Consider the following 25,462-nt stretch of genomic DNA (forward strand, 5'->3'; position numbering starts at 1 on the left):
CCCGACCGGCGCCGTCGATGGATGAAGGATGCCTGCCATGAAGCTGGATTCGTACGATTCCCACGAGCTGGCGCAGCTCAAGGATGATCTCGCGAAGGAATACGCCGACCTCAAGGCCAAGGGCCTGAAGCTCGACCTCACCCGAGGCAAGCCGTCGGCGGAGCAGCTCGACTTCGCCAACCCGCTGCTGGGACTGCCGGCACCGGACTACGTCACGGACGACGGCGAAGACGTCCGCAATTACGGCAACCTCAAGGGCATCGCGGGCATCCGCGAGCTGTGGGCGGGCCTGCTGGACCTGCCGGTGGCCAACGTCATCGCCGGCGACGCGTCGAGCCTGAACATCCAGTTCGACCTGATCAGCTGGGCCATGCAGTTCGGCACCGCCGACTCCGAGCGCCCGTGGAACGAGGAGCCGGTGCTGAAGTGGCTGTGCCCGGTGCCCGGCTACGACCGCCACTTCTCCATCACCGAGCATTTCGGCTTCGAGATGATCCCGGTGCCGCTCAACGACGACGGCCCGGACATGGACATGGTCGAGCGTCTCGTCGCCGCGGACCCGCAGATCAAGGGCATGTGGAATGTGCCGGTGTTCTCCAACCCGACGGGCGTCACCTACTCGGAGGAGGTCTGCCGACGTCTCGTGGAGATGCCGACGGCCGCCCCGGACTTCCGCCTGATCTGGGACAACGCCTACATGGTGCACACCCTCACCGACGAGTTCCCGGCCAACCACCCGGTGATCACGTGGGCCGAGGAGGCCGGCAACGGCAATCGCGTGTGGGAGTTCGCGTCGACGTCGAAGATCACGTTCGCCGGCGCGGGCGTGGCGTTCTTCGCGTCGTCGGAGGCGAACATCGTCGACTACGTGCGGCATGCGTCGATTCGCGGCATCGGCCCGAACAAGGTCAACCAGCTGGCGCACCTGAAGTTCTTCGGCGACGCCGACGGGGTGCGCGCGCAGATGATGCGCCACCGGGAGTCGCTGGCTCCGAAGTTCGACCGCGTGCTGGAGCTGTTGAACGAGCGGCTGGGCGAGTACGGCGTGGCCGAGTGGACGACGCCGAAGGGCGGGTACTTCATTTCGCTCGACGTCGTCGACGGCACGGCCCGCCGCGTGATCGAGCTGGCCAAGGAGGCCGGCATCGCGCTGACCGGCCCGGGTTCGTCGTTCCCGCTGAAGGACGACCCCAACGACCGCAACATTCGCCTGGCGCCGTCGCTGCCGCCGATCGAGGAGCTCGAGGCGGCGATGGACGGCGTGGCCACGTGCGTGCTGCTGGCGGCGGCCGAGCGGTTCGCGGCTCGCTAGCGGGAGTTTCGTGGATCTTCGGGAGACTGCTTATTGGGCGCGCCGCCTTTTTCCGGGGGCGGTGCGCATCGCCGAGCGCGGGGCGACGTTGCCGGGTCGGCGTCGCGTCAAGTCGCGGCCGGGCATTCCGGTGACGGTCGCGGAGTTTTCGCTTTACGACGAGCCCGCCGACGCCGATGAGGTGCCCGAGGTCGTCGACGGCGTCGATGCAGTCGGGGTGGTCGGCGGCGGTGAGGTCGTCGAAGGCGGTGCCGGTGAGCCCGCCGGGGGTGCAGAGGCCGAGGCTGCTGGCGCCGGTGCCGAGGCGCGGCGTCGTGAGGTCGCCGCGTTCACGGTGGATTTCGGGCGCGTCGACGTGGGGCTGCGCACGCCGGGCGACGATGACGTCCGCGTCGAGATGTTCCTGGTCGCCTACCCGGATTCCGTGGGCGGCGCCGATTCCGGCGATGACTCGGCCATGGCCCGCATCGTCGCCGGTGCCGCTGCGGTGGTCGCCGATGATCCCGAGGCCGCGGGGCCGACGCCGGGGTCGGTGATCCCGGATGCCGTGCGCATCGGCCTGGATTCCGGGCCCGGGGTGCCCGGGGAGGGGTCTGCGGACGATTCTGCGGGCGATTCGGCGGGGGATCCCGCCGGGCAGTCGGGTTTCGCGGCGTCGGGCGCCACCACGCCGCACTTGTTGTGCGTCGTGCCGTACGTGTGGCCGGATGGCGTGCCGACCATCACGGAGGAGCCCGGCAGGATCTCGCTTCACCAGGAGGCGGGCGGTGTCGCCGACGCCGTCACCGGTGGGGCGCGCCTGACCACGGTGACGCAGTTGGTCCCGATCACCGACGACGAGTACGCGCATGCCGACGCACACGGCGTCGATTCGTTGATGCGGTTGCTCGCCGAAGCGGACGCGGACCTTCGCGATCTGCGGCGTGGGTCGGTGGCGCAGTAGGGGAAGGGGCCTTACGCTTTCCGTCATGAACGAAAGGCGGATGCGATGACCGACATCGGGGATTTCCTCTTTCATTCACGCCCCCTGTGGGGCGTCGATGGTCCGACGTGGCTGGTGCTCATGGGGGTCGGGCTCGGCGTCGGCTTCGTGCTGTGGCTCATCGCGGACATTGCCGGGAAGGTGCGTGCCCACAAGGGCATCCGCGAGGCAACCGAGCGGCCGCAGGGTTGGGCGGTGCACACCGCGGCGTCGATGCCCCCGCAGCATGCGGCGTACCTGTGCGGTGGACGCCGCCGCGTGACCGACCTCGCATTCGCCGAGTTGGAGATGGCCGGGGCGCTGACGACTCAGGAACACACGAACGACAAGATCAGGTTGTCCCCCGAGGTCACCGCGGGAACCGGTTCGTGGGCGCCGGGGGTTGCGGGCCCGGCGCAGGGGCTCAGCCCGGCGGCGACGACGATGCTCGAGGGAGCGAGGCCGCACGGGATGATCAACAAGAGATCCCGGAGTTTCGTGATCGGCGAGGTCGAGACGATCCGCAGGGAACTCGCCGACGCGGGTTTGGTGTCCCCGCACCGGATTCACCCCCATTCCGCCATGGCCCTCGCCGCGTTCGGGATGTACTTCCTGATCAGCGTCATCAGGACGATGATCGCGGCGGGCAACGGCCGCCCGGTCGAGGGGATGGTGGTCATTCTTTTCTTGGGTCTGCTCCTCGTCATCGGCATCGCGAACTTCCGCCGCTTTCCCCTGGACATCGGCGACCAGCTCACGGAACGGGGCATTCAGGTCCGCGGAGCGTTGGAGGCGGAGGTGTCGCGTCTGGGAGACACGGTGGTAATGCTCCCGGATCGCCGTCAGGGCCTCATGCTCGTGGCGGTCGGAGGATTGGCGGCTGCGGGCGTCGTGTCCCCGCTGTTGCTGGACGCGTACGACAAATTCATGTGGACGGGCACGATCGGCGGCGGGGACGGCTCATCGACGTCCGGCTGCGGCAGCGGCGGTGACGGGGGCTGCGGCGGCGGAGGGTGCGGGGGCTGCGGTTCATGACCGGACCGGCAGCCCTCACCGGACCGGCTGCCCTGACCGGCCCGACCATCGCGTGGCGTCCGGGCACGGCGGTGGCGGTGTCGGCGGCGGCGCCGGCGTGGACGGAGGTCGTCGCCGATTCGCTCTTCCCGGCCGACGGCGATGCCGCTTCCGCCGCAGCGCCGGTCACCGTCCCGCCGCCGTTGGCCGGGCTCATCGAGCGGGGCACGGCGGTGGTTCCGCATGGGTTGCGGTTGTCGTTGGCGTCGGCGGATCCGGACGACGTGGGCGACCCGTCGGTGCTGGCGCGGGCGGCGGAGGCGTTGGGGTCGCCGTTGGCCAGCGAGCACATCGCGTTCACCAGGGCGGGCGGCGTCGACGTGGGGCATTTGGTGGCGCCGCCGCAGACGATGGAGCAAGTCGGCGTCATCGCGCGCAATTACCGTGCCGTGGTGGATCGGATTCCGGTGCCGGTGGCGTTGGAGCATGTGTCGGCGATGGTGGATTGGCCGGAGTCGACGATGGCGGAGGGTGATTTCGCGGCGGAGGTGTGCGCGGCGACGGGGGCGGGGCTGGTCCTGGACGTGGCCAACGTGTACGCCAATGCGGTCAACCGTGGTCTCGATCCGGTGGCGGAGTTGGCGCGCTTCCCGGTCGAGCCGATCGCCTACGTGCACGTGGCGGGTGGTCACATGCGCGCCGGGCGGTACGTCGATTCGCATGTCGATCCGGTGCCGCCGCAGGTTCTGGAGTTGTTGTCGGCGTTGGCGGATCGGTGTCGGGCGGCGGGTCGTCCCGCGCCGCCGACGATGATCGAGCGGGATGGGGCGTACCCGACGTCAGAGGAGATGCTGGCCGAGCTGGGGGCGGTGGCTGCCGCGCTTGACGACGCCCACCGGCCGGACCGAGGGGCCGGCGGGTGAGTGCGGCGGACCACGCCCGGCTGGCGGCGAGGCAGGCGGCGGTGGCGAGGGCGTTGGCGTCGTCAAGCCAGGACGCCGCGGACGAAGCGCTCGCCGGGGATGCGGGGCCGGCGCTGGACGCGGCGCAGGTGGCGTGGTCGCGGACGCAGCTGCGGATCAAGAGGTCCGGCTCGATCGCGCACCGGGCGCCGTTGTTGGCGGAGTTCCTGTCGGCGTGGCGGGGCGTGACCGCGGAGTACCTGGACTGGGTCGAATCCGGTGGGGGAGCAGCCGGCGAATCGACGCGTGCGGAGGCCGCGGAGTTTTCGGCGCATGTGTGCGGGCGGATGGCGGTGCCGTCGGCGGTGGTCGATGAACTGCTGGTGTTGCGGGATCTCGCGGCGGGGTCGGCGCGGGTGCGGATGGTGCGCGACCATGGGCGGTGGATGGTCCGGGTGGGGAGTCGGCGGCGGTTCGGCGGCCGGGACCGGTCGAATGCGGGCGGTGCGTGATCCGGGGTGGCCGGTAGGCTGGGCCCGTGGCTCTGTACAGGAAGTATCGTCCGGCGACGTTTGCCGAGGTCGTGGGGCAGCGGCATGTGACCGACCCCCTGTCCGCGGCCCTGGAATCGCGTGGCGCGGACGGGACCCCGGACCGGATCAACCATGCGTACCTGTTCTCGGGGCCGCGTGGTTGCGGCAAGACGTCGTCGGCGCGGATTTTGGCGCGCAGCCTCAATTGCGCGGAGGGGCCGACGGCGACGCCGTGCGGGAAGTGCGCTTCGTGCGTGGCGCTGGGGCCGGGTGGCCCGGGCAATCTGGACGTGGTGGAGCTGGATGCGGCGTCGCACAACAAGGTCGAGGACATGCGCGATCTGCGCGCGAAGGCGATGTACGCGCCGGCGGAGTCGCGGTACCGCATTTTCATCATCGATGAGGCGCACATGGTCACGCAGCAGGGTTTCAATGCGCTGCTGAAGATCGTGGAGGAACCGCCGGAGCATCTGATCTTCATTTTCGCGACGACGGAACCGGAGAGCGTGCTGACGACGATTCGGTCGCGCACGCATCATTACCCGTTCCGGTTGTTGCCGCCGAATCTGATGCGGGGGCTGTTGGAGCGCATCGTCGGCGAGGAGCGGGTTCCGGTTGCCGATGACGTGTATCCGCTGGTCGTGCGTGCCGGTGGCGGTTCACCGCGTGATTCGCTGTCGGTGATGGATCAGCTGTTGGCGGGCGCGGGCCCGGACGGCGTGACGTACGACTTGGCGGCGGGTCTGCTGGGCGTGACGGATCAGTCGTTGCTTGACGACGCGTTGTCGGCTCTCTCTTCGGCCGATCGGGCCGCGTTGTTCGGGTGCGTGGACCGCGTGATCAGGTCCGGGCAGGATCCGAAGCGGTTCGCGGAGGATCTTCTGGGCCGGGTGCGTGATTTGCTGGTCATCGCGGCGGTGCCGAATGCGATGGAGGAGGGGCTGGTCGATGCTCCCGAGGATCGCGTGGAGGCGATGCGGGAGCAGGCGACGTCGGTGCCGACGGGCACGTTGACCAGGTTCGCCGATGTGCTGCAGCGGGGTTTGCCGGACATGTCCGGTGCGACGTCGCCGCGGTTGTTGCTCGAGGTGTTGTGCGCGCGGATGCTGTTGCCGGCCTCGGAGCAGACGGTGGAGTCGTTGATCCAGCGCATCGAGGCGTTGGAGCGCGGTGGCGTCGGTGGTGCCGCGGCGGGTGCAGCCGGTGGTGCGGGCGTCGCGCAGGGCCATGCCGGTCAGGCGCCTCAGCAGTCGCAGCCGCAGTACGGGCGGCAGCAGGCTCAGCAGCGGCAGCAGGTTCCGCAACCCCAGCAGCCTCAGCAGTCGGCGCCGGCCGGTGGCGTGGGCGGTCCCGCCGATGATCCCAACCTGTCGCCGTTGCAGCGTGCGCGGTTGGCGCGTCAGGCGCAGAATCCGCAGGCGGCCCAGCAGGCGCAGCAGCCGCCGGTTCAGCAGCCGGAGCCCGAGCAGTCGGGTCCCGCCCCGCAGCCTCAGCAGCCCGAGCCCCCGGTGCAGCAGCCGCAGGCTCAGCACGCTGCGCCCCAGCAGCCCGGTGCGCATGATGTTCCGGATCAGGAGGAGCAGGCTCGCAAGGCGCTCGAGATGCGCGAGATTTCCCGCCGCATGCAGGAGCAGGCCCGTGAGCATGAGCGTGCGGAGCGCGAACGTCTGGCCAAGGAACGCGAGGCCGCGACCCGTGCCGCCGAAGGCGACGAGGGTGCCGTGCCCCCGCAGCCCGAGGAGGCGGAGGCGTCGTCACGCGATCACCTGGCGTCGCTGCGCCAGGCGTGGCCGCAGGTCGTCGAGTACGCCGGCGAGAACAACATTCCCGTGCGGGTCATGGCCTCGCAGGCCGTGCCCATCGCACTCGACGATGGCGTGCTGACCATCGGCCACCACACCGGCGCGCTGGCCAACCGACTCAACGATGCCGCCAATGCCGCCGCGCTCGGTGCCGCCGTCCAGCGGGTGGAGGGCATCGAGGTCGAGGTGCGGTGCGTCGTCGGCACGGCGCCGCGAGGTGGCGCGGACCGATCGGGCGCGCGCCCGCGTCAACACCAGGCTCCGGCCGCCGAGGGTTCGGAGGACGCGAAACCCTCCGAACAACCGAACCCGGCGACCGTCGAGCAACCCAGCCAGGCACCCACTGAACAGCCGACCCCGGCGCCCGCTGAACCGTCGAGCTCGGCACCTGCTGAACAGTCGGGCCCGGTGCCCGCGTATCGACGGATCCTCGAGGAACGCCGCCGCGCCCAAGAAGCCGCGCAGCGAAACGCCGAAGACTCGAACGGTCGATCCGGAAACCGGGGTGGACCGGGCGACGGGACGGGCCAGGCGGCGCAGGGCGGCCACCCCGGCGTGTCCGACGCGCTCGCAGCGGCCCGCCAGGCGGTGCAGCAGACCGCAGCGGCCCGGGACCAGGGTGCGGGTGAGCCGAAGAAGTACGTTCCGCCGCCGCCGGCACCGGGAACGCAGGGCGTGGTCAAACGCCGCTACGACGACGTTCCCCCGCCGCCCGAACCGTACGATGACGTGCCTCCGCCGCCGGAGCCATACGATGACGTGCCTCCGCCGCCCGAACCGGACTTCGGCGGCCACCCCGACTACGGTGGCCGCCGCGGTCGTCACGACGTCGGCGGACCGACGCCATCGACGCCCACGGGCCCGTCGGGAACGGGCGGAGCGACCCCGCCGGCGCCCGGCGTCGACCGGGACGGCCTCGACGACGAGGAACGCGAACTCATCGACGCCGCCCGCACCCCGGGAGAGCTGGACCATCGCGACCAGAAAACCGTCGTAATGGAACTGCTGGCCAAGGAACTCGGCGCCAAGCCCATGTAAGTACCCGGGGCATCCGGAGGCGCCGCTACAATCGGCGGCGACATGGGCGAACAACGCCCGACCGGGCGGCGCGGCCAGGCCGCACCCCGGCCCCCGCCGCCCCGGCAACCCACCACCGAACCGCAAAGGACACCCCCATGAGCCAGCCCGACATGAACGCCATCCTCGCCCAGGCCCAGCAGATGCAGGCCCAGCTCGAAGCCGCCCAGGCCGAGATCGTCGCCTCCTCCGTCGTCGGCGAGGCCGGCAATGGCCTGGTCAAGGTCACCATGCTCGGCTCCGGTGAGGTCACCGACGTTCAGATCGACCCGAAGGTCGTCGACCCCGAAGACGTCGACGGGCTGCAGGACCTCATCCTCGGCGCGTTCGGCGACGCCACCAAGAAGGTCCAGGACCTCGCCCAGGAGAAGATGGGCCCGCTGCAGGAGGGCTTCGGCGGCCTCGGCGGCGACTTCGGCTTCTAGGACCGGCCACCGAATTGTTCGAAGGACCGCTTCAAGATCTCATCGATGAGTTCGCGCGCCTGCCAGGCATCGGGCCGAAAAGCGCGCAGCGCATCGCCTTCCACCTGCTGAAGGTGGAACCGGAGGACGTCGACCGCCTCCAATCGGCTCTGGCGCGGGTGCGCGACGGCGTGCACTTCTGCCGCATCTGCGGGAACATCTCCGCCGACGAGGTGTGCCGCTACTGCGCCGACACCCGCCGCGACCGCGGGCTGATCTGCGTCGTCGAAGAAGCCCGCGACATCCAGGCCATCGAGCGCACCGGCGAATACGAAGGCCGCTACCACGTGCTCGGCGGCGCACTCGACCCGCTGGGCGGCGTCGGGCCGAACGAACTCAACATCCGCACCCTCCTGCAGCGCATCGGCGGGGTGCTCGCCGACGTCCCCGCCCCGCCCGGCTTCGGCCCCGGGGACGATTCGCCCAACGGGGAGATCGACGCCGACGGCAACGTGCCCGCCCCGGAGATCACCGAGGTGATCATCGCCACCGACCCCAACACCGAAGGGGAGGCGACGTCGACGTACCTGGCGCGGCTGCTCCGGGACTTCCCGGGATTGGCGGTGACGCGGTTGGCGTCGGGCATGCCGCTCGGCGGCGACCTGGAATACGTCGACGAGTTGACGCTGTCGCGCGCCCTGACCGGACGCCTGGCCGTGTGACCCCAGGCCGGGCGCCTGGCAGTGGGACCCCGGCCGGACGCTTGGCCGTCTGACCTCCGCCGTCAGATCTCCTGCCACTCCGGCTTGCACTGGTAGGCGTACCGGTAGTACTCGGCGTTTTCCAGCTGCGATGCCGCCTGCTGGTCGACGATGACCGTGGCGTGCGGGTGGTACTGGAGGACCGACGCGGGGCACAGGGCGGACACCGGCCCCTCGCACAGGGCCTCGACGGCGTCGGCCTTGACGATGCCGGTGGCCAGCAGCAACAGGTGACGCGCCCGCCCGATGGTGGCGAGTCCCTGCGTCACCACGTGGTGGGGGACGTCGTCGATGGAATCGAAGAAACGGGCGTTGTCCTCGATGGTGCGGGGGTGGAGCGTCTTCACGCGGGTCCCCGACGACAGGGAGCTGCCGGGCTCGTTGAACCCGATGTGGCCGTCGGTGCCGACGCCGAGCAGCTGGATGTCGATGCCACCGGCCGCGGTGATCGCCCGGTCGTAGTCGCTGGCATGCCGGGGATCGAGGCCGTTGGGGGACTGCACGAGGGCGTCTTCGATGTCGACGTGCGCGGTCAGTTCGCGGCGGATGGTGGCGTGGTAGCTCTGCGGGTGGTCGGGGCCCAGGCCGATGTATTCGTCGAGGAGGAACGCGCGGCACTTCGCGAAGGACAGTCCCTCTTCACGGTGGCGTCGCACCAGTTCGCGGTATGCGCCGACGGGGGTGGATCCGGTGGCGAGGCCGAGCGTGGCGCCCTGTTTGACGTAGCGCGCCATGACGTCGGCGGCGAGCAGCCCGACTTCCTCGGGGGTGTCCAGGATGATGATCTCCACGTCAGCGTTCCTTTCGCTTTCCCGCCGTGATCACGGTCGGCGGAGTCGGGGCCCGTCCGTCGCGTGGGGCCGGGTTGCGTGCGGGGGCATCGTCGCAAAGTAGCAAATCGGCCCGCTTTCCGACGCAAATGGTCCCCCGATCAGCGAATCCGGCTGCCTTCGCCCCGGTGGACGACGCCATCTGCGCGACGTCGGCGGGGTCGATGCTGCGGTGGAGCATGCGCAGGACTTGGTCGTGGATGGTGGTCGTTCCGCCGGCGATGGCCCCGGGGGAGGAGGTGGAATCGCCGTGGTCCTCGGCGGTGGTCGTGGTGAGGCGGGCGACGCCCCCTGTGACGGTGACGGGGAGGGCGCCCAGGACGTAGTCGCCGTCGGGCATGCCGGTGGCGGCCATGGCGTCGGAGATCAGCGTGATTCCGCTCGGGCCGGTGGTCACGCGGACCAGGTCGACCATGGCGTCGGAGAGGTGGACGCCGTCGGCGATGAGTTCGACGACGGCCTCGCCTCGGGCCGCGGCCGCCAGCAGCGCACCGGCGGCGCCCGGGTCGCGGTGGTGGACGGGGGGCATGGCGTTGAACAGGTGGGTCGCGGTGACGGTGAGGCCCAGGTCGGTGGCGGCGTCGATGACGCGGGCGGTGACGTCGTAGTCGGCGTCGGTGTGGCCGAAGGAGACCGCGAGGCCGCGGTCGGCGCAGACGCGCAGGAGGTCGTCGATGCGGTCGGTTTCCGGTGCCAGCGTGATGGTGCGGACGTGGCCCCGTCCGGCGTCGAGGAGCATCTCCAGGGCGTCGGGGTCGCCCGGCACGATGGCGCGAGGATCCTGGGCGCCGCAGCGGCAGGCGTTGAGGAACGGGCCCTCCAGGTGAATGCCGTCGACGTGGCCGTCGTCGGCGACCTCGGCGAGTACCGCCACCTGGCGGGCGAGGGCATCCGGCAGCGCGGAGACGGTCGACGCGAGCAGCGTCGTGGTGCCCCACCGGCGGTGATGGGCGGCGGCGACGGCGGACCCCTCCGCATCCGAGGTGGGGAACCCATGCCCCGCCGCCCCGTGGTTGTGCACGTCGACCAGTCCCGGCAGGATCAGCGGATCCCCGTCCGCCTCGGGGTCGCCGGGCCGGGTGGGACGCACCTGGGTGATCACGCCGTCGGCCCACGCCACGTAGGCGTTCGGCAGCACTCCCTCCGGGGTGACCGCGCGACCGATGACGTGGTCGTCGCATCGCCCGGCGGCGGGGCCGTCGCTCGGCTCGGTCATGGTGCTACTCCCGCCCGTCGCGAAGGCGCATGCGCAGGGTGAAACGGTCCGGCCGATACGTCGACGTGCACACCTCCACGGGGCGGCCGCGGCTCGACGAAAGCCGGCGAATGCGCAGAACCGGCTGGCCGACGTCGATGCCCAGAGCGCGGCCGACGTCCGCCGTCGCCGCGGCCGCCGTGCACACCTGCTCGGCTTCGTCGATCGGGACGTCGAACTTCGACGCCAGGATCGAATACACCGACGTGTGCACCGGCCGCTCCAAAAGACCCGGGACGAGGCGGGCGTTGTACCAGGCGTCGTCGACGGAATACGGCAGGCCGTCGCCAAGCCGCACGCGGACCAGGTGCAGATGCGGGCCATCGCCGAGGAACTCCGCCACCGACTCCGGCGGCTCGGTCCGTTCGGAAACGAGGATCATCGCCGACGGTTCCGCACCCTGCTGCGTCATCTCGGCGGTGAAGCTGCCCAAACTCAGGTCGGAGCGCAACGGACGCTTGGCCACGAAGGTGCCCTTGCCGCGGAAACTCTCCACCGTGCCGTCGGCGACCATGTCCCCGATCGCACGGCGGACGGTGATGCGGCTGACGCCGAAGACCTCCTCGAGCACGCGCTCACCGGGCAGGGAGTCGCCCGGCCGCAGGTCGTCGTGGCAGACCTCGGTGAGGATCTCCTTGAGCTGCGCGTGTTTGGGGATCGGGCCGGGTTCGATGCTGTGGCGCGACAGCAGAGCGAGAGTGCGTTGTGCCGAGGAGGCCACCTTGGAGGCGGCCGGGGTGGGAGCGTCGGTACGGGCATCCGCCGGACCCGGTGCCGGGGCTGGGGCGGAAGGGGAGGTCATGCGCCCATTGTATGACCGGTCATGACAAGTGGCGTGGCGGCGGAGGCATGGCCGGCGTCACGCGCGCCGCACGACGGTCGCCGTCGCCGTCAGGCCCGCGCCGCCGGGCGGGTCGCTGCGGCTGCCGATGCCGTGCGACGGACCGTGCACGGAAAAGACTCGTCCCCGCTACCGCTCGCTCTTCGGCCGCGGCTTCGACGCGATCCGCTCGGCGCGCAGCCGGTCGATGACCGGCAGGTCCAGAGGCTCCAGCGTCGCGACGTCGACGCCCATCGCCCGCGCCAGCAGCAGGTCCGCCAGCTGCGGGTTGCGCGCCAGCACCGGCCCGTGCAGGTACGTGGCCACGATGCTGCCCTGCACCGCGCCTTCGTCGCCGCCGGTCGGGGTTTCGGTGGCTTCGTGCTTGACGACGCCCACCTTCCCACCGTCGGCCGCCCGCACCGGACCCGGCGCACGGCCAGGCTCGGGTTGACGCTCGGGGCCCTCGTTGCCGACTCCGCGGATGACTCGGCCCAGGGGGCGTGCGTCCGCGCCGAGCCGCGTGCGACCCATGTGGTTTTCGAAGCCCGTGAGCGTTGCGGTGAGCTCGTCGGAAAGCGATGCGGTGCGGATCTCGCCGATCGCCCGGGTCTCCATCGACGTGGTGACGCAATCGAGGAGGCCCAGCCCCGCAACCTCCCGGCCGCCGGCGCGGAAGGACTCGCCGAGGATCTGGAAACCGGCGCAGATCGCCAGAATCGGTCGTCCCGCGGCGGCGGCGCGCGCCAGACCGCCGTCCTTGGCCAGGTGCTCCGCGGCGATGGTCTGGGCCGCGTCCTCGCCGCCGCCGATGGTGTACACGTCCAGGCGCTCCGGCACCGCCTCGCCCAGCTTGATCGGGGTGATGGCGGCGTCGAAACCACGGCGGCGGGCGCGTTCCCGCAGCACCAGGGCGTTGCCGTCGTCGCCGTACGTGCCCAGCACGTCGGGCAGGATCAGGCCGATGTTCAGATCAGTCATGGGAGCCTCGCTCGTCCTCGGCCTCGGCGGCGGTGGCGACTGCGCCCCGCTCGATGGCCTTCTTCAGGTCGCGGAATGCGGTGTAGTTCGCCAGCACCTCGACGCGGCCGGGCGGGCACGCGGCGATGGCCTCCAGCGGATCATGCAGCAGACGGTGCTCGATGCCCGCGTACAGCAGGCGGACCGCCAGATCGGTGCCGCGTTCGCCCGACGCCACGACGGTCTGCCCGCCGAAGTTCTCGAACACGACGTCCCACAGCCACGACAGGTCCTCGCCGTCGGCGACGTGGCCGTTGACGGCGATGACCACCCCGTCGGCGGAACGGTCGACCATCGACAGCGCCTCCTGCCACCCGGCGGGGTTCTTCGCCAGCAGCATGCGCACCTCGTGGTCGCCGACGGTCATGGTGGAGTAGCGGCCGGCGACGTTGTCGACCGTCTCGGCGGCCGACGCGGCGACGACGGCCTCCGCGCCCAGCTCGACGGCGGCGGCGGTGGCCAGCGTGGCGTTGCCGCGGTTGGCGTCGCCCGGCAGCGCCAGGTCGAGGGGGATGGTCGTGCCGTATGGCGTGGTGATCCCTTCCGCCGTGATCGCCCAGGCGGGGGCGGGTCGTCGGAAAGCGCCGCCTCCCGGGAGGTCCTTCACCGCGTACCAGTCGTCGCCGTCGCGGATGATCGGCCCGCCGGTGCGGGGGCAGCTCGTCGCGTCGTTGGTCCAGCCGCAGCCGGCGGAGACCCACACGACGTTCTTCGCGTCCCACACCGCCGACGCGATGAGCGGATCGTCGCAGTTCGCGATGACCGTCGCCTGCGGATTCGCGTTGACCGCATCACGCAGCGACCGTTCGATCTTGTTGATCTCGCCCACCCGGTCCAGCTGGTCGCGCGACAGGTTCAGCATCACCAGCACCCGCGGCTCGAGGTCCGCGGCGATGTGCGCGACGTGCAGTTCGTCGACCTCCAGGACCAGCGTGTCCGCGTTCGGGGAGGCCATCAGCGCGGAGATGACGCCGGCGTCCATGTTGTCGCCGCCTTCGTTGGTGGCCACGGAGTCGCCAGCGGCGCGCATCGCGGCGGCGAGCATGCGGGTGGTGGTGGACTTGCCGTTGGTGCCGGTGATGATCGCCGCCGGCCGGCCGCCGCCGAGTTGCCCCAGGATGCCGGGGTCGATCTTCTGGGCGATGAGCCCGCCGATCATGCCGCCGGAGCCGCGCCCGGTGCGTCGCGACGCCCACGTCGCCGCTGCGGCCGCCGTCGTCGCGATGCGCGACCGGAGGCTCCTGCGGCGGGAATTGCTGCTCTTGGTCATGGGGGCATTCTAGGCCCTCGCGGTCGGCGGGCCGTGGTGCGCGCCGGGTTGCGCGTGACGACGTCCCGCCTTCCCGCGCACCGTCGCAAAGCAGGGGAACGCCGGTGCGCTACATGCTGGCGCTACATGTTCTCCAGCAGCCGCAGGAATGCCTCGTCGCTGACCAGCGGAATGTCCTTGCGGTGGGCGTGCATCGCCTTGCCGGTGAGCTCCTCGGGCGTGACGTCGGCGGGCCGGTTGCACACGAGCACGGACGTCTCGCGCGTGACCTTCTCCGAGTACGCCAGGCCCGCCCGGACGCCCGCGCCGATGATGTCGTCGGCGGGCGTGGCCAGCTCGGGGGCGATGGCGAATTCCATGCCGACCTTCAGTTTGCCGCCGGGCCGGTACGTGCCCGGGTTGGGGTTGGGGCGCGGGGCCTCCATCGCGTCGACGCGGATGCCGGATCGTTGCAGGCCGACGTTGTCCGCCCGCAGGTCGTCGGTGGGCCAGGTGGCGAAGGTGCTTGACGACGGCCCGTCTCCGGCCCGTTCGCCCTGGGCGCGCCAAAGGTCGACGAGCAGTTCGACGTCGGCCATGGTGCGTTCACGTTCGGGCACGCCGACGTTGTCGACGCTGGCCACCGGCGACGGGGCGTCCAGGCCGTAGGTGCGGGCGACGCCGCGCAGGCGGGTGTCGGGCAGATCGACGCCCTGGAGACGCGCGGTGGCCAGCGTGTCCGTCACCCGCGTCGGTGCCGGGATGCGGCCCGCCCGCACGCGACCACGGCCGCGGCCACGGCGGCCCCGGTTGGCCCGATTGGCGTGGCGACGCGCCCGCTTCGCCTCTTCGACGATGAAACCCCAGGTGCGGGGCAGGTCATGGGTGATCAGCTCACGGCTGTCGAGGAGTTCGCCCACCGTGCCCAGCACCGTGCCGAACCGCGGGGCGCCGTCGAGGTCGGACGGCTCCAGGCCGTGCAGGTGCACCGGGCCGGGGTCCTCGCCGATGGTGAACACGCCGTGCCACGTGCGCGTGATCTCGCCGTCGGCGGAAAACGTGGCCAAACCCAGCGCCACCATCCGCGACGACTTCGGGTGGATGCCCGTCGACTTCACCACCGCGGCGACGTACGGGGACCCCGCATCGGCGTCTTCCGCCGCAGCGGCGCCTTCCCCCGCCGACGACGCATCGTCGGACGGGGACGGCCCCGGCTGCGCTGACGGCGAACGATCCATCTACGCCTCGGCCAATGCGCGGTTGGCGGCGGAGGTGACGGCCTTGAGGGAGGCGTAGGTGATGGAGCCGGCGATGCCGCAGCCCCAGACCTTGGTGCCGTTGACGTCGGCGAGGACGTAGGCGGCGGCTTCGGCGTCGTCGCCGGCGGTGCGGGCGTGCTGGTTGTACTCCTGGACTTCGACGTTGACGCCGAGCTGTTCCAGGGCGTTGGCGTAGGCGGCCAGGGGGCCGTTGCCGTGGCCGGCGATGACGTGCTCGGTGCCGTTGTAGACGATGCGGGCCTGGACCTTGGTCTCGTCGGTTTCGTTCTGGGCGGCGTCGACGGTCAAGGCGATCTGTTCGATCGGGGCTTCGCGGTCGAGGTATTCGCCGGCGAAGATGTCCCACATTGCCTTGGAGTTGATCTCGCCGCCTTCGGCGTCGGTGACGGCCTGGACGACGGAGGAGAACTCGACCTGCATTGCCCGCGGCAGGTTCATGCCGTGGTCGGTCTTCATGATGTAGGCCACCCCGCCCTTGCCGGACTGGGAGTTGACGCGGATGACGGCCTCGTAGGAGCGGCCGACGTCCTTCGGGTCGATGGGCAGGTAGGGTACTTCCCAGGTCACGGCGCGCAGCTGGTCGTCGGTGAGTTCCTTGACCGAGGCACCCGGGCGCACCTTGTCGGCCATGGCGTCGAGGCCCTTGTTGACGGCATCCTGGTGGGAGCCGGAGAAGGCGGTGAAGACCAGGTCGCCGCCGTAGGGGTGACGCTCCGGAACGCGCAGCTGGTTGCAGTACTCGACGGTGCGGCGGATCAGGTCGATGTCGGAGAAGTCGATCTGGGGGTCGACGCCCTGGGTGAGCATGTTCAGACCCAGGGTGACCAGGCAGACGTTGCCGGTGCGCTCGCCGTTGCCGAACAGGCAGCCTTCGATGCGGTCGGCGCCGGCCATGTAACCGAGTTCGGCGGTGGCCACGCCGGTGCCGCGGTCGTTGTGGGGGTGCAGCGACAGGATGATGGAGTCGCGGCGGTTGAGGTTGCGGTCCATCCATTCGATGGAGTCGGCGTAGACGTTGGGGGTGATCATCTCCACCGTCGACGGCAGGTTGATGATGATCGGGTTGTCCGGGGTGGGGTCGATGACGTCGACGACGGCGTCGACGACTTCCTTGGCGTACTCGACCTCGGTGCCGGTGTAGGACTCCGGCGAGTACTCCCAGCGCCAGTTGGTGTCGGGGTAGTCCTTCGCGATGGTCTTGATCAGCTCCGCGGCGTCGGTGGCGATCTTCTTGATCGCGTCCTTGTCCTTACGGAACACCACGTCGCGCTGGAGGATCGAGGTGGAGTTGTAGAAGTGGACGATGACGTTCTTCGCGCCGGCGCAGGCTTCGAAGGTGCGGCGGATCAGGTGTTCGCGGGCCTGGACCAGGACCTGGATGGTCACGTCGTCGGGGATCATGTTGTTTTCGATGATCTCGCGGACGAAGTTGTAGTCGGTTTGGGAAGCCGAGGGGAAGCCGACCTCGATTTCCTTGTAGCCCATCTGGACCAGCAGCTCGAACATGCGGCGCTTGCGTTCCGGGCTCATCGGATCGATCAGCGCCTGGTTGCCGTCGCGCAGGTCGACGGCGCACCACACCGGTGCCTTGGTGATGCGCTTGTCCGGCCAGGTGCGGTCGGGCAGGCGGAAGTCCTGTACTTCGACGTCGTAGGGCTGGTAGCGGGTGGAGGGCATGGTGGAGTTGCGTTGCTTGTTCCATGCCGGCTGCCCCTGGGGGATCTCGCCGTCGGGAGTGTTGATGCGGGAGGGGGCGGAGATGAAGGCGTCAGTGGGGGACATGAGGTTGGACTTTACCTTTCGGTGCGATCGTGGTGGCGGGCCGGTTGGTGCGGGCCGGTTCGTGGGATCGCTGGTTGGGGTTGTTGCACTGTGCGGGCCGGCCCATCGTCGAATCCCGCGACGGGGTGGCCGGCCTGGCGTTTAGTGTCGAGCCCCGTCGCGGCACAGAAGGAGGAGTGCGCGCTGCATGTGACCTACCTTACCCCGTCGGCTTTTCGTTTTTCACGTTCCGGGGGAGTCGAGGGTGTGCCGGAGTCGGAGGGTGGTCGCGTGCGGCGGGCGTCGTAAAGCGGCGTGGCGGAGTGCGGCGGACCCCGTTTAAGTGGCGCGGCGGCGGGCGTCGGGCGTCGTAAAGCAGCGTGGCGTTATGCTCCGCGAGGAATTTTGTCGAAAACCTTGGAAGCTCTTAGGCATCCGTTTGGGTCGACTTATCTTTACATGTTCAACTTAGCTGTCACGAAAACGGACTTCGCGCCGCCCGCCACGATGACGTGCGGGCGGTGCCGACACGAAGCGCACGATTGAGCGTGCGCACACGGAAAGGCGGGATATAGGTGTCCTCACCTTCGCGCATCGTGGGCCTGGACGTCGCCCGGGGCCTCGCGATCATCGGAATGATAATCGTGCACATGGCTTCACTGCTGTGGAGCACGAAAGTCATCATCAACGGCGTGCCCTCGGCACTGTTCGCGGTCATCGCCGGCACGACCCTCATGGTGATCGGCCGCAACTACACCTTCGACACGCTCCTGCGGCTCATCGTCCGAGGCGGCGTCGTCATGCTGCTCGGCCTGGCCCTGCTGCCCGTCGGCGGCCAAATCCAGGTCGTGCTGGTGGCCATGGGCCTGACCATGATCATCGTCTCCTGGGTTCCGCCGCTGAACGTCTGGTGGAAGCTGGCCCTGTTCGCCGTCGCCACCGTCGCGGCCACCGTCCGGTACGCCCCGTACACCCTGCCGCAGATCTACCCGCTGCTCGCATGGATCGCGTATTTCATCGGCGGCATGCTGCTTTACGACGTCTACCTGAAGAGCTTCGTCACCGGATCGAAGCGGCGGGCGTCCCTGACGTGGGCCGTCACCGGCGTCAGCCTCGTCGTCGTCGCGATCGGCATGTACTTCCGCTTCCAGATGGACGTGCCCGGATGGCTGCGATTCACCGGCCACACCGGCGTCCTGGGGGAGATCCTGCTCTCCGTCGCCGCATCCGCCGTCATCTTCCACCTGTGCCTCATCGTCGGCGAGAAGGCACCGAAGGTCGTGTACCCCGTCGCCGCCATGGGCTCGATGTCGCTGACCGTGTACATCCTCCACGTCCTCACCGCCTACTGGTGGCAGCAGAACATCGCGCTGCATTCGACGCTGTCCGCGTTGGGCTTCGTCGTGTTCTTCCTGGTCATTGCCGCGCTGTGGAAGCACTTCCTGGGCAAGGGCCCCATGGAGCGACTCGTCGCCCGCATCATCGACCTCGCGGTTCCGGCCGGAAAGAAGGCTTGAAAGTGAAAAACGCAAAAGCAACTGCAGCGGCATTCGCGGTCGGATTCCTGGCCCTCGGCGCCACCCCGGCCCACGCACTGGAGCACGCCCAGGAGGCGCCGTCGTCGCCGGAGAGCAACGCGACCCTCTCGCTGAAAATCGGCCGCGCCGGCGGTTTCGGAGACTGCACCGGATCCCTGATCGCCGACCAGTGGGTGCTCACCGCGCGGCACTGCCTGGAGTCGGTGAACAACGAAGGGTCGCAGGCCCGCATCGGAGACGAGGTCTTCGACGTCGACTCGTGGGCGATGGCGCCGACCGCGGACATCGGCCTGATGCACCTGGACCGCAAGGTCACCTCCGTCGAGCCGGTCGAGCTCGCGGACGAGGTGCCGCAGCCCGGCGACATCGGCACCCTTTACGGCTGGAGCAGCAGCTCGTCGTTGGCCCGCAAGGGGAAGCTGCCGATGGCCCGCATGGAGGTCAGGGAAGTTCTCGGCGGAATGGCCCCGGCCCCCGGCGACGGCGAGATGGGTGATCCGGGCGAGGTCGACGGCGTCGAATCCATCCCGGCGCCGGGCGGTCCGGTCGTCGACGGCAGCATGCCGCCGGTGATGCCCGACGGCGACGTGCAGCCGTCGATTTCGCCCGACGGCACCGAGAGCATCCCCGCCTTCGGCGGCCCGCTTTCCGACGGCAGCGTCCCCGCCCCCGGCGGATCGGACGATGAAGGCCTGGTGATTCCCGCCCCCGGCGGGCCGGGCGCACCGGGCATGATGCCGGGTGAGCCGGGGGCGATGCCGGGTAACGGCGTTCCGGGCGATGACCCGTCGGTCACCACCATGATCGCCAGCGACATCATCGACGTGCATTCGCTCGACGGCGAAGGCACCCAGGGCGGCGACTCCGGCTCCCCGTTCTTCGTCGACGGCAAGGTCGCCGGCGTCGCCACGGCCGGCACGTCGAACGGCGACCCGGATCTGCCGTCGCCAAGCGCGGCAATCACCACCGTCGCCGGTTCCGCCCCGTGGATCCGCGGAGTGATCGACGGAACCGACACCGCCAGCGTCCTGGATGCCTCGAACACCCCCGAGCCGCCGTCGGTGTTCCAGACCAGCGGCGACCGCAAGGGCGTCTACCTCGCGATCGCCCTCACCGGCCTGATCGCGGCCACCGCTGTTGCGCAGGTGATGAGCCGCCGCAACCGCAACGGCGCGGACGGCGCCTGACCGCCCCTGAAACGGCCACTGCCGACCACGAATGACATGGTCGGCAGTGGCTTTTCCGCGATTCGGCCAGTGTGCGGTTGATCGCGTCCTTGTCCTCGCGGAGTCCTCACGGAATACAACGTCGCGATGCAACGTCGCGCCGGAGGACCGAGGTGGAGTCGTGGAAGTGGACGAAGCCGTTCCTTGCTCGTCGAAGCGTCGGCGTATGGGAAGCTGAGGCCCATGACATCCACCCGCGGCGAATCCCGGACGGCGAGATCGTCGGCAAGCGCGTCGACGGAGTCCCCGGCCAGGCGCCGCGACCGCGGCCCCCGCCGTCGGCGCGGCGCATCGGAGGCGTCCCGCATCCTCGCGGCATACGCGGCCACGCGGGTGCTGCTCCTCGCCGGGTTGGCGGCCACGGTGTTCGCGAACCGGTGGGCGATCGGCGGAGCCGCACCCACCTGGTCCGACACCCTCGACGGCGCCTGGGACGCGCTGACCGCCTGGGACGCCCGCTGGATGACCGACATCGCGGAGAACGGCTACTTCGGCATCGGCGACGTCGACGGCGAACCCGGGCACTGGCGCTCGCTGGCCTTCTTCCCGCTGGTGCCGTACCTCATCCGAGCGGTGTCCTTCGTGACCTTCCTGCCCGGCAACGCCGCCGGCATGGTCCTGTCGCTGGTCGCCGGGATGTTCGTCGCCTTCGGGGCGGCGGCACTGGCCCGCCGGATGGGGATGGGTTCGCGGGAGCGCGTCATCGCCTCGGTGCTCGCGACCACGGCGCCCATGGCCGTCGTCATGCTCATGCCCTACACCGAGGCGGTGTTCCTGGCGTTGGCGGCGTGGGGGCTCGTGGCGATCATCGACCGGCGGTGGGTGGCGGCCGGCGCCCTCATCCTGGTGGCGGGACTCGCCCGCACCACCGCGCTGGGCCTGTTCATCGTGTTGGCGCTGGCCGTCTTCGCCCACGACCGGCGCAACCCGAGGGCCTGGGCCGCGGCTGCCGTCGCCCCACTCGGCTGGGTGGCGTACCTCGTGTGGGCGTCATCGCACCTGGAGGACGCGGGCGGCTACTTCGGCGCCCAGCACCACGGGTGGAACTCCGCCGTCGACGGCGGCAAGGCCACCCTGCGCTGGCTGTGGTTCAGCTTCACCGAATCGCAGGAAACCGGGTACGCACTGTCTGCGGTGGTCATCGTGGCGGTCGCCGCGACCATGGCGTGGGCGTTCTTCGGCTGGGTGGGCGGTCGCGCCGGGATCGGCCTCGACCGGTGGGGCAAGGCCTGGCCGGTGCTCCTGTTCTCCTGCCTGGCCGTGGGGCAGATCCTCGTCAGCGATGGCCTCATGCACTCGCGGCCCCGCCTGTTCCTGTCGGGGGTGCTGGTGTTGCTGGTGTTTGCGCCGGTGATCGCGCGACTGCGCACCTTTGACCGCGCCTGGTTCCTCGCGGGCTGGCTGCTCGGCTCGGCCTGGGTCGGCTGGTACTTGCTCGTCCCCTTCGAATGGGCGATTTAGGCGTGGGGCCTGGGCGCGATGTGGGCGCAGAGGTCGTTTCGGTGCGGTTGTTTCGGCGCTGATTCGGTGTTGATGCGGCGCTGATTCGGCGGCGTCGCCCAAAACGACTCATCGGGCCCCTGTAAAAGCCCAGGTCGCCGTGAGTGCTGCTGAGTCGTTTCGGGCGATGTCCCGCCCGTTGTGTACGCATGTGGCCTGTGTGGCGGATGTGGCCGATGTGGATGGAGGTGTCGGGGCGCGTGGTGCGGGCGGGTCAGATGGTACGGGTGCGGTGAGGCTCCCGACCTAAAGCCCGTGCGGGTGTGGCGGATGTTGCTGGTGTGTGGCCAGTTGCTTGACGACGTCCGGCCCTCCGCGCGTACGGGCCCAGCATCGGGGCCATGGCCGGGTGGCCGGGCGTTGTTCCGGTGCGGTCGTTTCGGTGCGGTTGTTTCGGCGCGGATTCGGTGTTGATGCGGCGTTGATTCGGCAGCGTCGCCCAAAACGACTCACCGACCTTCGGCAAAAGCCCAGGTCGTCGCGAGTGCTGCTGAGTCGTTTCGGGCGATGTCCCGCCCGTTGTGCACGCATGTGGCCTGTGTTGCGGGTGTGGCCGATGTGGATGGAGGTGTCGGGGTGCGTGGTGCGGGCGGGTCAGATGGTACGGGTGCGGTGAGGCTCCCGACCTAAAGCCCTGCGGCGCAGGGCCCCTAAACGCTCTTGCGGGACAGTGCCACGGTCGAGGCGATCATCGCGATCAACGCCGCCCCCATCCAGATCCACTGCGTGCCCACCGCCTGGAACTTCTCGCCGAGCACCACGTACCCCAACACGAACGCCACCACCGGCTCCGCGCACGTCATGGCCGGCAGGGAATTCCGCAATGCCCCCGCATTGAACGATGCCTGCTGCACCGCCACCCCGATCAACGCCAAGCCGATCAGCGACCACGTCTCCCACGACGCCACGAACGCCGCCAAATCCTCGTGAACCCAAATGTCCACGACGGCCTTCGACAGCACGGCGACGAACCCGTACAACCAACCCGTCGCCAACCCCAGGACCAGCGCCTTCTGCGACCCCAGCCAGGTGGCGGCGGCGTGATACATCACGGCGAACACCACGGCGCCGACGATCAGCGCCGGAATCCACCGCGACAACGGCGGCCGCGGATCACCCGGCAACGGCCGCCCCAACAGCACCAGCACGGTGACGGCGATGGTCAGCAACACCGCCCACGCGGTCTCCGCCTTCGAGATCCTGCGCCCCGCGAACTTCGCCGACAACGGCAACGTGAACATCAGCGACATCACCAGCAACGGCTGGACCAGCAACAATGTGCCGAACGCCAGCGCCGCGACCTGCAGGCCGTACCCCGTCAACGCGAGCAACACGCCGGCCCACCACGTCGGGCGGGTCACGACGGACCACACGCCGGACATCGTCCCCGCATCCGCGGGCAGTTCGTCGGCCAACTGGTGCCTGATCACGGTCCCCCACGCGATCGTCAACGCGGAGCCGAGGCCCAGGATGACCGCGAGGAGTTCGTTATGCACATGGACAGATTACCGAGGCGGCGGCCGTCGTAAAGCACGTGCCCGCGCCCAACCGGCGCAGGGGAAGCAAAGGCCTGTTCGGCGGCGGAATCTCGGGAAGCAGCGGCGACGGCCACTGTTGTATCGTTTACGGGAAACCGGAGTGCGGCGCACGCACGACGGCAATGGCCCGGGCGGAGCGTGCCCGGGCTGACGGTCGAACAGGTCTGGAGGACGCCGACCATGGCATTGGTCGTACAGAAGTACGGTGGTTCATCGCTGGAAAACGCGGAGCGCATTCGCCGCGTGGCGGAGCGCATCGTGGAGACCAAAAAACAGGGCAACGACGTCGTGGTCGTCTGCTCGGCGATGGGCGACACCACGGACGAGCTGCTGGATCTGGCGAATCAGGTCAATCCGGTGCCGCCGGCGCGCGAGATGGACATGCTGCTGACCGCCGGCGAGCGCATTTCGAACTCGCTGGTGGCGATGGCCATCGCGAGCCTCGGTGCGTCGGCGCGGTCGTTCACGGGCTCGCAGGCGGGCGTGATCACGACGGAGCGCCACGGCAACGCGCGCATCGTCGAGGTGACGCCGGGCCGCGTGCGCGAGGCGCTGGACGAGGGCCACATTTGCCTGGTGGCCGGGTTCCAGGGCGTCAACCGCGAAACGAAGGACGTGACCACGCTGGGCCGCGGCGGGTCGGACACGACGGCCGTGGCGCTGGCCGCGGCGCTGGAAGCCGACGTCTGCGAGATTTACTCGGACGTCGACGGCGTGTACACGGCGGACCCGCGCATCGTGCCGAACGCGCAGCGCCTGGACACCATTTCCTTCGAGGAGATGTTGGAGATGGCCGCAGTGGGCGCGAAGATTCTGCAGTTGCGCTGCGTGGAGTATGCGCGGGCGTTCAACGTGCCGCTGCGCGTGCGTTCGTCCTACAGCAATGAAATCGGCACCCTCGTCAATGGATCAGTGGAGGATATTCCCGTGGAAGAAGCAGTTCTCACCGGCGTCGCGCATGATCGCTCGGAGGCCAAGATCACCGTTCTGGGCATCCCGGATGTCGCGGGCCAGGCGGCGCAGGTGTTCCGTGCGGTGGCGGATGCGGAGATCAACATCGACATGGTGTTGCAGAACGTGTCGTCGATCGACGACAACCGCACGGACATCACGTTCACGTGCCCGCGTGCGGATGGGCCGCGTGCGTTGGAGTTGTTGAAGAAGCTGCAGGCCGAGGGTGACTGGCAGGACGTGCTTTACGACGATCACGTGGGCAAGGTGTCGCTCGTCGGTGCCGGCATGAAGTCGCACCCCGGAGTCACCGCGACGTTCTGCGAGGCGTTGGCGGAGGCCGGCGTGAACATCGAGTTGATTTCGACGTCGGAGATCCGCATTTCGGTGCTGATCCGCGACAATGACCTCGATGCCGCCGTCCGTGCGCTGCACGAGGCGTTCCAGCTCGGCGGCGAGGAAGAGGCCGTCGTGTACGCGGGTACGGGCCGCTAGTTCGGGTGTCGGGGCCGGTTGCGGCTGGTCCCGGTCCGGGTGGCCGGTGCTTTACGACGGTCCGGTTGCGGCGTAGTTTCGCAGTTGCGCCGTGGTTTGCGGGTGCGTGTCCGGCCGCCCGTTTTCACGAGTTTTCACGTTTGACGTTTTCCGGTGTCCGCAGGTCGCGGGGCCGGTGACCCAGGAGGGTTTTTCATGACCACCATCGCCATCGTCGGTGCCACGGGCCAGGTTGGCCGCGTGATGCGCGGCATTCTCGCGGAGCGGGATTTCCCGGCGGATAAGGTTCGTTTTTTCGCGTCGGTGCGTTCGGCGGGCACGACCATCGAGTTCCGCGGCGAGGACATCGTGGTGGAGGATGTCGCGGCCGTGTCGGATGAGGACCTGAAGGGCATCGACATCGCGCTGTTTTCGGCGGGCGGCACGTTGTCGAAGGCGCAGGCGCCGCGGTTTGCGGCGGCGGGTGCGACGGTCGTGGACAACTCTTCGGCGTGGCGCAAGGACCCGGAGGTGCCGCTGGTGGTCTCGGAGGTGAATCCGGCCGAGGCGAAGAACACGCCGAAGGGGATCATCGCGAATCCGAACTGCACGACGATGGCGGCGATGCCGGTGCTGAAGCCGCTGCATGACGAGGCCGGTTTGGCGCGTCTTCGGGTGTCGTCGTACCAGGCGGTGTCGGGCTCTGGCCTGGCCGGCGTGTCGACGCTGGCGAATCAGGTTCGTGCGAACGAGTCCGTCATGGAGCAGCTGGCGACGGATGGTTCGGCCCTGAAGGCCGAGGATCTGGGCCCGTACGTCGAGCCGATCGCGTTCAATGCGCTGCCGGTGGCCGGTGGCTTCGTCGACGATGGTTCGCTGGAGACGGATGAGGAGCAGAAGCTTCGCAACGAGTCCCGCAAGATCCTGGACATTCCGGAGCTGGCGGTGGCGGGCACCTGCGTGCGCGTTCCGGTGTTCTCGGGCCACACGCTGGTCGTCCACGCCGAGTTCGAGCGTCCCATCGACGTCGAGCGCGCCACCGAGCTGCTGGGCCGGGCGCCCGGCGTGAAGGTCGTCGACGTGCCGACCCCGCTGGCCGCGACCGGCATCGACGAGTCGCTGGTCGGCCGCATTCGCGTGGATCAGTCCGTGCCGGAGGGCCGTGGCCTGGTGATGGTCATCTCGGGCGACAACCTGCGCAAGGGTGCGGCGCTGAACACGGTTCAGATCGCGGAGCTGCTGGTGTAGTTCACG

Annotated in this window: 21 protein-coding genes; 13 read left to right on the forward strand and 8 right to left on the reverse strand. The window is 69.6% G+C overall.

All coding sequences use genetic code 11. The annotated features are described in order from the left end of the window. Nucleotides 1–37: 37 nt before the first annotated feature. From CFREN_RS00690 to recR, 8 genes are all read left to right on the forward strand, one after another. Complete coding sequence (locus CFREN_RS00690; protein WP_209654378.1) at nt 38–1,312, forward strand: aspartate aminotransferase type Ic; 1,275 nt, start codon at nt 38–40, stop codon at nt 1,310–1,312. Nucleotides 1,313–1,373: 61 nt separating this feature from the next. Further along, complete coding sequence (locus tag CFREN_RS00695) at nt 1,374–2,255, forward strand: suppressor of fused domain protein (RefSeq protein ID WP_209654376.1); 882 nt, start codon at nt 1,374–1,376, stop codon at nt 2,253–2,255. Nucleotides 2,256–2,300: 45 nt separating this feature from the next. Then, on the forward strand, nt 2,301–3,308 hold the full coding sequence (locus CFREN_RS00700; RefSeq protein ID WP_070520119.1) for a TIGR04222 domain-containing membrane protein: 1,008 nt from the start codon (nt 2,301–2,303) through the stop codon (nt 3,306–3,308). Beyond that, on the forward strand, nt 3,305–4,210 hold the full coding sequence (locus CFREN_RS00705) for an MbnB/TglH/ChrH family RiPP precursor modification enzyme (RefSeq protein WP_070520153.1): 906 nt from the start codon (nt 3,305–3,307) through the stop codon (nt 4,208–4,210). Before CFREN_RS00700 ends, CFREN_RS00705 begins: the two co-directional genes overlap by 4 nt. Further along, nucleotides 4,207–4,701 carry a hypothetical protein gene (locus tag CFREN_RS00710; protein WP_070520117.1) on the forward strand — a complete coding sequence of 165 codons (495 nt, stop codon included), beginning with the start codon at nt 4,207–4,209 and terminating at the stop codon, nt 4,699–4,701. Before CFREN_RS00705 ends, CFREN_RS00710 begins: the two co-directional genes overlap by 4 nt. Before the next feature lie 26 nt (nt 4,702–4,727). After that, complete coding sequence (locus CFREN_RS00715; protein ID WP_209654375.1) at nt 4,728–7,562, forward strand: DNA polymerase III subunit gamma and tau; 2,835 nt, start codon at nt 4,728–4,730, stop codon at nt 7,560–7,562. Between the two features lie 137 nt (nt 7,563–7,699). Next, the gene (locus CFREN_RS00720) at nt 7,700–8,026 is read left to right on the forward strand and encodes a YbaB/EbfC family nucleoid-associated protein (protein WP_070520113.1); all 327 of its coding nucleotides are present in this window, start codon (nt 7,700–7,702) and stop codon (nt 8,024–8,026) included. Between the two features lie 14 nt (nt 8,027–8,040). Continuing rightward, on the forward strand, nt 8,041–8,727 hold the full coding sequence (gene recR / locus CFREN_RS00725; RefSeq protein ID WP_035122657.1) for a recombination mediator RecR: 687 nt from the start codon (nt 8,041–8,043) through the stop codon (nt 8,725–8,727). A gap of 62 nt (nt 8,728–8,789) precedes the next feature. On the opposite strand, the gene nagB is transcribed toward recR, so the two are convergent. From nagB to leuA, 7 genes are all read right to left on the reverse strand, one after another. Beyond that, a complete protein-coding gene (gene nagB, locus CFREN_RS00730; RefSeq protein WP_209654373.1) occupies nt 8,790–9,557 on the reverse strand; it encodes a glucosamine-6-phosphate deaminase in 768 nt (255 codons plus the stop codon). A gap of 1 nt (nt 9,558) precedes the next feature. Then, nucleotides 9,559–10,812 (reverse strand): N-acetylglucosamine-6-phosphate deacetylase, encoded by a 1,254-nt coding sequence (locus CFREN_RS00735; RefSeq protein ID WP_209654371.1) that lies wholly within the window; start codon nt 10,810–10,812, stop codon nt 9,559–9,561. Nucleotides 10,813–10,816: 4 nt separating this feature from the next. Next, nucleotides 10,817–11,653 carry a GntR family transcriptional regulator gene (locus CFREN_RS00740; RefSeq protein ID WP_209654369.1) on the reverse strand — a complete coding sequence of 279 codons (837 nt, stop codon included), beginning with the start codon at nt 11,651–11,653 and terminating at the stop codon, nt 10,817–10,819. A 168-nt stretch (nt 11,654–11,821) separates the two neighbouring features. Next, a complete protein-coding gene (locus CFREN_RS00745; RefSeq protein WP_209654367.1) occupies nt 11,822–12,652 on the reverse strand; it encodes a type 1 glutamine amidotransferase in 831 nt (276 codons plus the stop codon). Continuing rightward, nucleotides 12,645–13,961 carry a MurT ligase domain-containing protein gene (locus CFREN_RS00750; RefSeq protein ID WP_070520105.1) on the reverse strand — a complete coding sequence of 439 codons (1,317 nt, stop codon included), beginning with the start codon at nt 13,959–13,961 and terminating at the stop codon, nt 12,645–12,647. Before CFREN_RS00750 ends, CFREN_RS00745 begins: the two co-directional genes overlap by 8 nt. Nucleotides 13,962–14,083: 122 nt before the next feature. Beyond that, nucleotides 14,084–15,178 carry a DNA polymerase III subunit epsilon gene (locus CFREN_RS00755; RefSeq protein ID WP_209654366.1) on the reverse strand — a complete coding sequence of 365 codons (1,095 nt, stop codon included), beginning with the start codon at nt 15,176–15,178 and terminating at the stop codon, nt 14,084–14,086. Beyond that, complete coding sequence (gene leuA / locus CFREN_RS00760; RefSeq protein WP_070520104.1) at nt 15,179–17,002, reverse strand: 2-isopropylmalate synthase; 1,824 nt, start codon at nt 17,000–17,002, stop codon at nt 15,179–15,181. Nucleotides 17,003–17,556: 554 nt separating this feature from the next. Here leuA and CFREN_RS00765 point away from each other — a divergent pair. From CFREN_RS00765 to CFREN_RS00775, 3 genes are all read left to right on the forward strand, one after another. Then, a complete protein-coding gene (locus tag CFREN_RS00765) occupies nt 17,557–18,498 on the forward strand; it encodes a DUF418 domain-containing protein (protein ID WP_209654365.1) in 942 nt (313 codons plus the stop codon). Between the two features lie 2 nt (nt 18,499–18,500). After that, nucleotides 18,501–19,706 (forward strand): trypsin-like serine protease, encoded by a 1,206-nt coding sequence (locus tag CFREN_RS00770; RefSeq protein ID WP_209654364.1) that lies wholly within the window; start codon nt 18,501–18,503, stop codon nt 19,704–19,706. A 222-nt stretch (nt 19,707–19,928) separates the two neighbouring features. Beyond that, nucleotides 19,929–21,206: a putative hexosyltransferase gene (locus tag CFREN_RS00775; protein ID WP_070520098.1), complete on the forward strand. Its 1,278-nt coding sequence runs from the start codon at nt 19,929–19,931 to the stop codon at nt 21,204–21,206. A 689-nt stretch (nt 21,207–21,895) separates the two neighbouring features. Here CFREN_RS00775 and CFREN_RS00780 read toward each other — a convergent pair. Further along, on the reverse strand, nt 21,896–22,741 hold the full coding sequence (locus CFREN_RS00780) for a DMT family transporter (protein ID WP_070520096.1): 846 nt from the start codon (nt 22,739–22,741) through the stop codon (nt 21,896–21,898). A gap of 222 nt (nt 22,742–22,963) precedes the next feature. Between CFREN_RS00780 and CFREN_RS00785 the strand changes: the two genes are divergently transcribed. Further along, entirely contained in the window at nt 22,964–24,229 is a 1,266-nt protein-coding gene (locus tag CFREN_RS00785) for an aspartate kinase (protein ID WP_070520095.1), read from the forward strand. 195 nt (nt 24,230–24,424) lie between these two features. Further along, nucleotides 24,425–25,456 carry an aspartate-semialdehyde dehydrogenase gene (locus CFREN_RS00790; protein WP_209654363.1) on the forward strand — a complete coding sequence of 344 codons (1,032 nt, stop codon included), beginning with the start codon at nt 24,425–24,427 and terminating at the stop codon, nt 25,454–25,456. Nucleotides 25,457–25,462 lie beyond the last annotated feature (6 nt).

This window comes from Corynebacterium freneyi, from assembly GCF_030408835.1.
Lineage (GTDB): Bacteria > Actinomycetota > Actinomycetes > Mycobacteriales > Mycobacteriaceae > Corynebacterium > Corynebacterium freneyi.

Excerpts from the sequence above, each read along its gene's own strand:
- CFREN_RS00720 (WP_070520113.1), top strand. The coding sequence starts at position 7,700 with ATGAGCCAGCCCGACATGAACGCCATCCTCGCCCAGGCCCAGCAGATG.
- CFREN_RS00700 (WP_070520119.1), top strand. The coding sequence starts at position 2,301 with ATGACCGACATCGGGGATTTCCTCTTTCATTCACGCCCCCTGTGGGGC.
- CFREN_RS00790 (WP_209654363.1), top strand. The coding sequence starts at position 24,425 with ATGACCACCATCGCCATCGTCGGTGCCACGGGCCAGGTTGGCCGCGTG.
- CFREN_RS00750 (WP_070520105.1), bottom strand. The coding sequence starts at position 13,961 with ATGACCAAGAGCAGCAATTCCCGCCGCAGGAGCCTCCGGTCGCGCATC.
- CFREN_RS00785 (WP_070520095.1), top strand. The coding sequence starts at position 22,964 with ATGGCATTGGTCGTACAGAAGTACGGTGGTTCATCGCTGGAAAACGCG.
- leuA (WP_070520104.1), bottom strand. The coding sequence starts at position 17,002 with ATGTCCCCCACTGACGCCTTCATCTCCGCCCCCTCCCGCATCAACACT.
- CFREN_RS00775 (WP_070520098.1), top strand. The coding sequence starts at position 19,929 with ATGACATCCACCCGCGGCGAATCCCGGACGGCGAGATCGTCGGCAAGC.
- CFREN_RS00735 (WP_209654371.1), bottom strand. The coding sequence starts at position 10,812 with ATGACCGAGCCGAGCGACGGCCCCGCCGCCGGGCGATGCGACGACCAC.
- CFREN_RS00745 (WP_209654367.1), bottom strand. The coding sequence starts at position 12,652 with ATGACTGATCTGAACATCGGCCTGATCCTGCCCGACGTGCTGGGCACG.
- CFREN_RS00755 (WP_209654366.1), bottom strand. The coding sequence starts at position 15,178 with ATGGATCGTTCGCCGTCAGCGCAGCCGGGGCCGTCCCCGTCCGACGAT.
- CFREN_RS00690 (WP_209654378.1), top strand. The coding sequence starts at position 38 with ATGAAGCTGGATTCGTACGATTCCCACGAGCTGGCGCAGCTCAAGGAT.
- CFREN_RS00740 (WP_209654369.1), bottom strand. The coding sequence starts at position 11,653 with ATGACCTCCCCTTCCGCCCCAGCCCCGGCACCGGGTCCGGCGGATGCC.
- CFREN_RS00705 (WP_070520153.1), top strand. The coding sequence starts at position 3,305 with ATGACCGGACCGGCAGCCCTCACCGGACCGGCTGCCCTGACCGGCCCG.